The organism is Simplicispira sedimenti, assembly GCF_022760965.1.
In the GTDB taxonomy this organism is placed as follows: Bacteria; Pseudomonadota; Gammaproteobacteria; order Burkholderiales; family Burkholderiaceae_C; genus Simplicispira; species Simplicispira sedimenti.
The window spans coordinates 151,826-162,328 of sequence record NZ_JAKVIJ010000011.1 but is presented as its reverse complement, the minus strand read 5'-3'; the positions used below and the strand labels follow the sequence as shown (position 1 = coordinate 162,328).

The following is a 10,503-nucleotide window of genomic DNA, read 5'->3' as shown; positions in this document are numbered from 1 at the left end:
TACGGACAGGCCGGCTTGCGCCGGCGGTGGATTGTCCGTTTACACAAAATTCTGTACACCCTCGACTATGCGTGACAACGACGGTCTGAAAGACGAGCATCCCGCATGCCGATCAGTTTCCTCATTCAGCCTGATGAATGGATCAGTCATAAAAAGCAGGTCAAGAGCGCGCGGGGTACCGTTTGCTTTGGTGCATTGGCCGCACATTTCGGCACGGAATCAGCCAGAGCACTGGAGTGGCGCGTTGATAGGCGAGAGCCTTACGATTGCGATGGCGACTTGTCGCCCTCCCACAAGTACCTACGCTGGCGGCAAGGCAAAGCACTCCCGCACGACGAGTCGGTGGACCGCATTCATGCACGCACAGCCGGAGCTGTACGGCTTGGGTTCTGGCGGGATCTACCGCTTTGGGAACTCCTTGGATCTCAAGCACCGCCCATCTCATGGATGCTTAGACTGCTTGAGAAATCCCCCGTGAATATCCGGCGCATCCTGTTCGCTGATGACCAGGCCAGTCGATATGGACGATTTCACCATGCTGTGCCAACTCGAACACAGATCCTGGGAATCCGTAACCTGTATTCCCTCGACGCATTCATCGTTTTGCTTTGTTTGGCCAGAAAAGGGGAAGTGCTGGAGGATGATCCCCAGCACTTTCTTCCGTCCGCTTGCGCGTTCGACATCTTTCCACGCATTCTCTACAGCCACCGCCCGCTACGCTATCGCTGGGAAGGTCTGTTCACGTGTATAGAGCGGTTGTTTTGGAACCGCGTCTACTTAGATGGCATCTATTACAGGTTCCCAATAGAAGTGATTCGTGCCAACCTCGCTCTGCTAGATGCAAACCCAAGTTCTTGCTTCCATCAGATCTCGGGCAAACGGCTTAGCGTTGTGAGCGAAGACAACATACCGGTGACCTGAACCTGAGCGCGGCTAGAACGTAAAGCCGAAAGAGCGTTGCGAAGGCAGACGTAGCACGTAGTCGGCCTTAAGCTTTACACGTGCCTTGGACGCATCGCCGCCTTCATCCTGCACGATGATCTCACCACTCTGATGCAGTTCTAGCAATGTGGCTTCCACCATGCTGCGTGTTGCAGGCGTCGTATTGATCAGCTTCAGGAAGAACTGCTCAAAGGTCATGCCCTCAGCTCCGTCGAAAAGCATGGCAGGAATTTGTTCCATCATGGTGCTCTTACTGACGGTCGCCGCTACTTCGCTGAAATCGAAGCCCATCTGCATCCGTTTTTCGTCGTCGATTTTTCCGATGTATCCCGTGCTGAACATGTGAAAACCCGCCTCGCCGTAGTGCGCAAAGTGGTTGTGGTGTTGCCAATGGGTGGTTGCCATCACGTCACGCGCCTTCCAGTGCTGCGAGAGGTGCAGCAGCCAGAAGTCACCATGCCCACGTTCGGGACGGATGAAGAAAGGCGTATAGAACTGAGCTGAGCACTGGCTGGTCAAGCTCTGGTACAGCGAGGACTGCAACTGAACCCGCCAGCGCGGCGACTTCTTAATCTCGTCGAGATCGGCTGCGCACACGGAGGAGTTGATACCCGTAGACAGCTCAAAGTCCGCGAGGTTCTTTTCGTTGAGATAACTGATCAGACTGTCGATATAGAAAGTGAGGATGACCTCGGCGTGCTTAAGCTTGGCGAAGATATCGCGCAGGCAGTGCATCGGTACCGCCGAATAGCCGTATTGGTCTAGGACAAACAATGCGCGCCCCGACCGTGGGCTTCGATCTTGTGCACGCTGGATGGCAGCGTCGCAATGCGTCGCAAATTCACCTTTCACGAGCTTCACCTTGCCGATGGTGAGAGCTTCCCCGTAGCCGCGTTCAATCAGCACATGACGTAGGTAACCCAGGGCGTAGTTGCAGTCGTCGATACAGATCAACTCCACATCGATCAGGATTGGCTTGCGGCGCTCCTGGCGCACATTTACACGGACCTCCGCTTCGCGGATTGCCTCCAGAATCACCAACGGAGAACCAGGAATCTCCTCGCCGGACTCGCTGAGGTAGAGACCGCCACCGCAGAAGCCGTCTGTGATGGTTAGCTGAATCTTGTCCTGTTGCGGCATCGAAACCAGCGTCAGGAAATAGTCGACCAAATAGTTGCGCAGCAACGCGTGCTTAACTTCACTATGGCGCTTGAGCAGCGGAGGCGGATTTCCCCAAACCCAGTCGTAATGTGGCATGAATGGTACGCAGCGCGCGTTTTGATGACCTCTACCCAATGTGCCCGCACGGGCCTGCAGAATCAAGCGCGCTGTGGTTCCGCGCCGACGGCTGAGACGCGATGGACCACGTGTACCGGCATTTCATCCCAGGTTCGGCCATTCAGTTCGCGACCATTGGCGGCCTTGGCGCGCCTTTTTCCATCTGCGCCCCAGCCCCCCCATTGCTTGAAAAAGAAGGCTACGCCTTGCTCCTGGCACTGCTCGCGCACAGCCTCCGCCCATTCCATCTTCATCGGGCGAGCTTTCGGCCCGGATTCTCCGCCTACGATGACCCAATGGATGTCCTTCAGGTTGAGCTTGCCAACGTCAGATAGCAGAGGCTCGACGGAAAGGAATCGAATGGTGGCCGGCACTTGGCGTAGATAGTCGATGCGCGGAACACCATACTTTCGGTCTTCGACTGAAACACCCAGCCAGGCATTGGTCGGTACCGTGCGGGTGCGGAAATACCGGGCCATCCGCGCCGCGCGCTTTGTGAGGATCTGGTACGTGTGGTGAGGCGTCTGTGCGATGACCTCGAACACCTTATCAATGTAGTGATTCGGCACCCGATCATGGAACAGGTCGGACATGGAGTTGACGAAGTAAACAGTAGGCTTCTTGCGCTTTATCGGATCGTTGAGCCGCTCCGGCAAAAGGGTGAGCGCGAAACCATTCTCATACCCTGGCGTGCCCATCGCGGTAAGGCGCTTTGACATGGTCTCCGCGTAGCAATGCTTGCACCCGGGCGAAATCTTGGTACATCCGACGGTTGGATTCCAAGTCTGCTCGGTCCACTCGATTTTGCTGGTTGTTGTCATCGCGATGCTCCCGATTTTGATAGCCTAGCCCCATCTGCTGTCGATGGTCTATAACTTCGCACGATCCCCCTGACTACGCCGATGATGTTCAGCGTTTCCCTGGCGCTCATGACGCGTTTATCTTGCCCATGTGCAGCCAACCGCGGCGCGCCACGATCGGTCTTAAATTCCTTGATGGTGTGGCTGCCGTCAACCTCAGCAACCACCACGTCCCCGTGGACTGCCTGCCGGCTTGTCTCAACGACTGCAACGTCGCCGCTGAAAATGCCGGCGTCGACCATTGAATCGCCCCGGACCTTCAGGAACACCGTTTTTGATGGCTTGGTGAGCAGCAACTGGTCAAGCGCCTGGGCCTGAAGAAGGCCCGTTGCGTTCCCCTCCCACCCAAAGCCCGCCCGCACCTCGTCGTCACTGAGCTCGACGGCGAAGAATCTGGTCCCGGGAACTAAGCGTCCACCAACGGATTTCTGCAGATGGCCTGACGCGATCAGGCGCTGCGTCAGCTTGAAGGCCGCATTCTTGGCCTTGAATCCGAGTGACTTGGCCATCTCGCTGTACGAAGGCATGCAACCCAGACGAGCGTACAGATCACGTAGACCTCGCAGATGCCGGGCGTCATTGTTAGTTCTAGCCATGCGGCATTTTAGTGTACGTTCGTCCACTAATCAAGGAAATTTATGCGCTTGAACGTGGCCGGAGCCACGGCCACGGCATTTGCGAGTCTCCTAATAACTGGCGAACAAATCCAGATTGGCGCTACGCGCAATGTCGTTCCAGATACGGTCAGGCAGTGGGTGGCGCGAGAAGAACACCAACCGATAGATTGAGCGGCCTTTGCCGTCCGTGATCAAGGGCATCTGACCGCTGATCTTGAAGCCCAGGGCCTGTACCGCTTTGCACCAGGTATCGAAGAACCAGGCCGGCAAGCTCGATTTGGACAGTTCGTTGGTTGGCGCAGCAAGGCGCCAACCAGGCAAGGCATGATCGAACCGGTCCCGCTTGGGGTCCAGTTCCATATCAATGTTGCGCGTCAGGTCCATCAGACTGAAATGCACTGCAAAGTCTACGTACTGCAGCCTAGCTAGACGCTCAATGATCGAGAAGGAGAGAAATTCTAGGTTGTAGGGGTCGATGTAGGCCAACGCCAAGGCGCCGAAGGGCACAGCTTTGGTCATCGCACTCACGGTCTCCTCGGCTGGTCCCACAAAGCTCTGCACCGTGGCGCCCGCTGCCTTGAGCCGCAACTCATTGGCGTGGACACGCTTGCCCTCAATGTCGCCGACCAAGAGCTTGGTGAACGGCGCACCAGACTCAACCGACTGGCGGTAGGCGGCGACAGAGCCGCCGTCGCGCGTGAAACTCTCTCCCTCTACCTGAATGCGCCCCGGACCACAGAAAGGGTCAATCAGCACGCGCTGCTTGAACTTCTTCTGCGCTTCGCGGGTGGCGTCCAGATACCGCGCAAGGTAACGGTGCTTTTCCTGCACCACCCAGCGCCCGACGCCACGACCGTGCGGGCCGCGCTCAATCGGCAGAGCGGGATAGGGGTCAGGCACTACTTGAGCTGATTCGTCCGTTTTCAAGTCTTCTCCCGTGGAATCGCACGGTCACAATGTATTGCTTAGCCCCCATCGCCGCATTGATCGGCCGCAATCGACCAATTCTGTTGAAAAACTCGCCTTGAAAGGCAACCTGGGTTCAGTGATACATCATGAGACTGCGGGTTTGCGGGTCTTAGCTGAAGGACTGCTCGGGTCGGTTCCGCACGGCACCTTAAGCCGAACCGGCCCTTTAGGATCGGATCGCCGCAGCCAGTTGTCGAGAGGCGGGTTGCGGAGCACTGCCGGTTTGCTGGTGGGCAATGTGCCAGGAATCCCAGGTGCGCACACTCAAGGTGAAACTGTCGAAGAACTCTGCGCCCACCTGACCGAGGTATTGGAGGTGCTGCAAGAACACACCGGAGTCATCCTCAAAAAGCCCATTCCAGAGATTGGGCTGGATTCAGGCTCGTCGGGCGTGGTGGTCCATGTTCATGGACAAGGAGGGGCCTACGAGGTGGAATTCTTGACTCAGGATGGGCAGGCCATTTGCGTTGAGACGATCAAGCCAGAATACCTGACTCTGGCACCGCTTCCCGCCATGCACGACGATGTCCGCAAGGACTTGCCTATCTGCGAAGAACACAGCCGCAAGCCCAAGCCACTTTGATCAAATCCAAAAGGTTTGCCGTGTCATCGTGCTTCTGCAGGCGAGGTCATTAGCTGGCACACCCGCGCAAAACCCTCAGGTGTTTTTGCCACCTCTTCAGGCGTCAAGCCATCCAGTGCCTGGTTGGGGGCATCCAACCACCGGCGAGCCGCAAGCAGGCTGCCTTTGGCCTTGACAGCCAGATGGTCGAGTTCTTCCAGCCGCTCATAGTCAGGACTGCCGAATTCTCCACCCACGGGTGCCATGCGATCCCAGTCTGTCAGCTGGTCCTGCTGTGCCTTGTCGCCCATATCATGCGTGGTCGGAGCCTGGGTTCTTTTCATTGCCATACAACCCTCGCAGGTTCTGTCTTGAACATTCGCGCTGAGTATTCACATCGCTCCTTGGGGGAAGGATCCACATGAAGAATCCGCATTATGAGTATCTGGGCAGGCGCATGCGTGAGTACCATCGCACGCACCAGTGGCGCCTGTCAGAGGGCGGCCTGTACGTCCCACACGCCTACTGGAACATGGGGCCGGAGAGTCTGTCGTACTGGGATGATGTGGGCTTTATCCTCAATGGGCGGCGCGTCATGGTTTGGTGGCGGCATCCTCGGGACATCTTTAGAGCAGCCATCTCCTCGCTGGCTTGGGAAGAGGCAGGTGACGGTCTGGAGTTGACCCGCTTTCGTGGACGGGTACTGGTTTGATACTCAAACCGTTTCGGGTGTTGTCTCGGCATGCACATGGGCATCCTCGACAACATCAAACAGGGCTTCGTTGCTCCTTTCAAAGTTCAGGGGTGAGAGGTAGCCCAGGCCGCTGTGGCGGCGCCTGGGGTTGTACCAGCCTTCAATCCAGGTAAAGACTGCCATGCGTGCCTGCGCCTTGCTCTGGAAGGTGCTGCGCTCGATGAGTTCGCCTTCCAGGCTGGCAAAGAAGCTCTCGGCCATCGCTTTGTCGTTAGCGTCGCCCACCGTTCCCATGGAAGGCCTGACCTGCATCTGCTGGCAGCGCTCGCCAAAGGCCAGGCTGGTGTACTGACTGCCCTGGTCGCTGTGATGAGTGACATTCTTGGGCTTGCGCTGCTCCAGCGCCATGTTCAAGGCGGTGAGCACCAGGTCGGCTGTCATGCGTTCACCCATGGACCAACCCACCACGCGCCGGCTCCAGACATCGATGACCACCGCCAGATAAAGGAAACCCATCCAGGTCGGCACGTAGGTCATGTCGGCCACCCAAAGCTGGTTCGGGCCAGTGGCATGGAGCCGCCGGTTGACCAAGTCATGGGCCGGGGTCTGGCGCTTGTCGCGACGGGTGGTGGCGGTGAAGCCTCTGCGCTTGCTGATGCCGTGGATGCGGGCTTCTCGCATGAGACGGGCCACACGCTGGCGGCTGATGCTCACGCCTTGCTCGATGAGCTCGGCTCGCACCCGGGGCATGCCGTAGGACTCGTAGGAGTTCCGGTGAATCTGGCGGATGCGCTCGGTCATCACTGCGTTGGCGATGCTTCGCTGGGACGGGGCACGCTCTCGCCAGGCATAGAACCCGCTGGCAGAGACACCGAGTACGCGGCACATGGTTCGCACAGGGAGGTCGGCCTGGTTCGCCATCATGAGTCCGAAGACTTCGTGGATGTCGCATCGCTGCGACCGGCAAACCAGGCCGTAGCCTTTGCCAGGATGTCTCGCTCCATCTGGACCTGGCGCAACTGCCGGCGCAGCCGCACCAACTCTTCCCGTTCGGCGGTGCTCAGGCCTTCCTTGCCAGGTAAGGGCTTGCCCTCATCAATGGCGGCTTGGCCGACCCAGTTGGTGATGGACTGGGCGGTGACGCCGAACTCACGCGAGAGCTGCGCAGGTGAGCGGCCGGCTCGAACCAACTCGACCATCTGCTGGCGAAACTGCGCCGGGTACGGCGGTCGTACTTTGGACATTGGTGACTCCTTGAACACAAAGCATGATGTGTCCACGGAACCGGGTCAACTCCACTTCCACCATGCTGCGCGTTGCAGGCGTTGTATTGATCAGCTTCAGGAAGAACTGCTCAAAGGTCATGCCCTCAGCTCCGTCGAAAAGCATGGCAGGAATTTGTTCCATCAGCGTTGCCTTAGGCTACGAGCGCGAACGACTGTTGAAGGCTGGATGCAGTCGCTCAACTTTTGCGCACAAATGACCGCTGATGAACACAGCATTCACTGCAAGGTGCTTTGACTGAAGTAGTGGTCTGCACCTAAAGGCCACAGGATTAGAGACTGGTCGAAGGCTTTGAACTATTCACTTGGTGATTCACGCGGCTCATTTCAAGCATTGCTCCACTCCTTGGGCTCCCATACCTTGTCACCATTAGACAAACTCAATAGAGTGAGCGTGTAACCATAGTTTTCACAAACGAGCTTCATTTCCTTGGCGACGGCGTCGCGATGTGCGTGCTTAAACCAAGTGTTCAAACTGATTGGGTCACCACTGCGGTTGGACGCAATCGTCTCATCCGCGGCGAGGGACCTTGGAGGAAGCTCAACTACGCGGCCTTTGGTTCTGTAGAACGCGCCATTGGCTCTGGCCTTGTCGGACGAGATCGCCCAATCCATGAACCCATCCCTCGACAAGATGAGGACGGCGCTTTGTTCCGTTGAGCGTATCCAACGCAGCGCGGTTGCGGTCAAGGACACGCCGAACTTGCTTGAGGCGTCGGAAAGAATGTCGAAGTCAATGTCCGAAGTCGAAGTGCACGCACGGAACTGCTTCATGGGCATCAGCAGGTTCGATGCGAAGTCATCGGCCTCTGCTTCGATCGACCTCATTTCGGGCCCCCAGTGCACCATGTCTGCCTGAGAGCATTCAAATTCCTGCTGTGCAAGGCGGTGGACAAGGTAGTGCCCAAGTTCATGGGCTTGGGTGAACCGAATCCGTCCTTCAGACGTCATGTTGCGGTTGTACAGAAGCGCCCAGCCTTGATCCTCAACGTGAAAGAGGCCACCTTCAAATGACGGGATGTCCGCCGCCACGACTTTGAAGATGGGATCTGGCCACTTGAGCTCCTTGCCTACATGAAGCGCAAGCTGCTCGACATCGATAGGAAACCGCTGTAAGCCGGCTGCCGCAGCGGCGTCAAGCCAATGCGTGAGCCGTATCGCGGCGGTCGTGGGCGTGAAAGTCGCCTCGGTCATGTCAGGATTTTTTCAGCACGTCCAGGATCTGCCGCAGCTTTTCCTTAGCTTCAGGTTCCAGCTTGGAATAGCTGCGGAAGAACTCCTTGTCCTTGTTTGACTCCTGCGGCGTGTCAATCGTGTCGTCCAGGAAGAAAGACACATCCTGTCCAAGCACGTCCGCTATCGCCTGCAGCTTCTCCGCTGATGGCTTCTGGGATTCGCGATTCTCCAACTCCCAGAGGTAGCTCTTACTTAGCCCGGCTCTACGGGCTGCCTCCTCAAGCGTTAGGTTGACCTTCGGCGAAGTCCGGCACGCTCGAAGTTTCTCGCCAAGTTTTGACGCCATCTTGCGCTCTCCTTCTAGACAGCCTTCAATTATATCGCTACTCCGAACTTCCTATAAGCAAATTCCGATCAAAAATTGCGCCTTCAAAAGTTCGCTATACCGAACTTCCTGTTATGCTGTGTCGTAGTTCGATTCTTGGAGCAATGAATGAGCACACCGATGGTTGGAGGTTTGACCGATGACGAGTTGGCCGCGGCCTTGCGCGCCCGAGCGGCGGCGGGAGAGCCTCATGTCCTGGTGATTGCCAACAAATTCAGCGCCCGGATGCTCACAGCCGCGACTGCGTCGCCTGCTGCCTGGAGTGATCTGGGCGTTGGGGACATCGGTCCAGGTGCGCTGAAGGCGTTGGAGGCGGCTGCGAAGCAGCAGCAAGTCCAATGGATCGAGACCTCCGAATCGGATGTGGGTGAGGTGGACCACGTTGCGTCAGGTCCAGTCATTCGGGCTGTTCCCGCCCAGATGCGTGCTTGGTGCAAGGAGCGAGACAAGATCACAGGAACGTCCGGCCGACATGGGGAGGTGGATACCGCAACGCGCTTTGAAGTCGCATCGCTGGCCGGCTGGCGGTGCCAGTTCGATGGTTGCGGAGAGGACCTGCGCCATCACTTTGTGCCAGGGGCCACGGGGAACTACAGCTACTTCGCGCACATCGTGGCCTCGTCGGCCGACGGTCCTCGTGGGGACAAGGTGAAGTCACCGCTTCTGGCGAATGCCCCGTCGAACATCATGCTGATGTGCGACAAATGCCACCGCCTGATCGACCGCGTAGCTCCGAAGCGATACAGCGCTGACTATCTCAACGAGATGCGTCAGCGCAACGTCGATGAAGTTCGTCGGCTGCTGAACACGCTTCGCTACCCGGCAGCCCAGATGCTGGTCATCGGCGGCAACATCGAAGGGCAGTCATTTGCTTTTGATGAGCGGATCGCGGAAGAGGCCATGTGGTTGCGTCAGCTGCGCACCGGAGGGGTGCGTGCGGAATGGTTCGCGCGCAATGGTCCGCATCTCGGTGCATCGAACTCGGATGGCTACTGGCTGAGCCTGTTCCAACTGCTCAAGAATGACAGGCCGAGATTGGCGGGTCTGCTGGACGGGACGGTGTACGGTGGTGCGCCACGACCGCCGCTCGCGGTCTTTCCTGTGCATGCCACCTCGGTCCTGGTCCTGTCGGGGCGGCTCATCGGAGACTCCAGCAGTGCCCATATTTTCCAGTTTCATCGCGATCAAGTGAGCGGCCAACGCGGTGGACAGTGGACTTGGCCAGAAACAGCGCCACTACCAGCCAATGACAAATTCAAGGTTCAGGTTCACCGTCATGCCAACGGCGGTGAAGCCGAGGCATGCCTGCGGATCAATTTGACTGCAGCGGTCCCGGCGTCCGATTTGCCTGCACACTTGTTTTCCGATGGGAAACACGAAGTGCCGACGATTGAGATCACGGTTGACAGTCCGAGTCACCGCGTTATGGGGCACCCCGCCGATCTTGATCTGTTTGGACGCGCTGTCGACCAGGCGCTGCAGAAGCTCCAGGATGAATGGCGGGTGTCAAAAGTACATCTGGTGCTGATCGCGCCAGTGTCTGCTTGTTGCCGTGTTGGGCAAAAGATGCAAGCCCGTCACCACGCCGAGTTCATCCTGTACGAACGCAAGCCCAGCACTACGCCCGGTGCGCGCGGTGAGTTTGCCAAGACGATTGCGATTTCTCCCACCGAGGTGACCCTGCTGTCGACCGGCGAGTCCCTTTCCATCTCGTAAACAAGGTCGGCACAAAGGTAC

12 protein-coding genes are annotated in these 10,503 nt (G+C 57.7%); 4 read left to right on the top strand and 8 right to left on the bottom strand.

Annotation, left to right across the window (positions count from 1 at the left end; translation table 11 throughout):
• Positions 1 to 105: 105 nt before the first annotated feature.
• Positions 106 to 921 (top strand): hypothetical protein, encoded by an 816-nt coding sequence (locus tag MJ602_RS13140; protein WP_243021197.1) that lies wholly within the window; start codon positions 106 to 108, stop codon positions 919 to 921.
• Between the two features lie 12 nt (positions 922 to 933).
• On the opposite strand, the gene MJ602_RS13135 is transcribed toward MJ602_RS13140, so the two are convergent.
• The 4 genes from MJ602_RS13135 to tcmP form a co-directional block, all read right to left on the bottom strand.
• A complete protein-coding gene (locus MJ602_RS13135; protein WP_243021196.1) occupies positions 934 to 2,199 on the bottom strand; it encodes a three-Cys-motif partner protein TcmP in 1,266 nt (421 codons plus the stop codon).
• A gap of 62 nt (positions 2,200 to 2,261) precedes the next feature.
• Entirely contained in the window at positions 2,262 to 3,041 is a 780-nt protein-coding gene (locus MJ602_RS13130) for a DUF5131 family protein (RefSeq protein WP_243021195.1), read from the bottom strand.
• On the bottom strand, positions 3,038 to 3,589 hold the full coding sequence (locus MJ602_RS13125; protein WP_243021194.1) for a LexA family protein: 552 nt from the start codon (positions 3,587 to 3,589) through the stop codon (positions 3,038 to 3,040). The genes MJ602_RS13130 and MJ602_RS13125 overlap by 4 nt, the downstream gene beginning before the upstream one ends.
• Positions 3,590 to 3,766: 177 nt before the next feature.
• A complete protein-coding gene (gene tcmP, locus MJ602_RS13120) occupies positions 3,767 to 4,624 on the bottom strand; it encodes a three-Cys-motif partner protein TcmP (RefSeq protein ID WP_243021193.1) in 858 nt (285 codons plus the stop codon).
• Between the two features lie 10 nt (positions 4,625 to 4,634).
• Between tcmP and MJ602_RS16815 the strand changes: the two genes are divergently transcribed.
• Positions 4,635 to 5,249, top strand: a complete 615-nt coding sequence (locus MJ602_RS16815; protein WP_243021192.1) for a DUF4926 domain-containing protein — start codon at positions 4,635 to 4,637, stop codon at positions 5,247 to 5,249.
• 23 nt (positions 5,250 to 5,272) lie between these two features.
• Here MJ602_RS16815 and MJ602_RS13110 read toward each other — a convergent pair whose 3' ends face one another.
• Complete coding sequence (locus tag MJ602_RS13110) at positions 5,273 to 5,578, bottom strand: MbcA/ParS/Xre antitoxin family protein (protein ID WP_243021191.1); 306 nt, start codon at positions 5,576 to 5,578, stop codon at positions 5,273 to 5,275.
• 71 nt (positions 5,579 to 5,649) lie between these two features.
• Here MJ602_RS13110 and MJ602_RS13105 point away from each other — a divergent pair, with 71 nt between their 5' ends.
• Complete coding sequence (locus MJ602_RS13105; RefSeq protein WP_243021190.1) at positions 5,650 to 5,940, top strand: hypothetical protein; 291 nt, start codon at positions 5,650 to 5,652, stop codon at positions 5,938 to 5,940.
• 3 nt (positions 5,941 to 5,943) lie between these two features.
• Here the strand turns inward: MJ602_RS13105 and MJ602_RS13100 are convergent.
• The 3 genes from MJ602_RS13100 to MJ602_RS13090 form a co-directional block, all read right to left on the bottom strand.
• A protein-coding gene (locus tag MJ602_RS13100; protein ID WP_243021189.1) for an IS3 family transposase occupies positions 5,944 to 7,166 on the bottom strand; the annotation gives its coding sequence in 2 pieces (ribosomal slippage) (positions 5,944 to 6,899 and positions 6,899 to 7,166; 1,224 coding nt in all).
• A 366-nt stretch (positions 7,167 to 7,532) separates the two neighbouring features.
• Positions 7,533 to 8,399 (bottom strand): ImmA/IrrE family metallo-endopeptidase, encoded by an 867-nt coding sequence (locus MJ602_RS13095; RefSeq protein ID WP_243021188.1) that lies wholly within the window; start codon positions 8,397 to 8,399, stop codon positions 7,533 to 7,535.
• A 1-nt stretch (position 8,400) separates the two neighbouring features.
• Entirely contained in the window at positions 8,401 to 8,727 is a 327-nt protein-coding gene (locus tag MJ602_RS13090) for a helix-turn-helix domain-containing protein (protein WP_182342510.1), read from the bottom strand.
• 147 nt (positions 8,728 to 8,874) lie between these two features.
• On the opposite strand from MJ602_RS13090, the gene MJ602_RS13085 reads away from it, so the two are divergent.
• On the top strand, positions 8,875 to 10,482 hold the full coding sequence (locus tag MJ602_RS13085; RefSeq protein WP_243021187.1) for an SAVED domain-containing protein: 1,608 nt from the start codon (positions 8,875 to 8,877) through the stop codon (positions 10,480 to 10,482).
• Positions 10,483 to 10,503 lie beyond the last annotated feature (21 nt).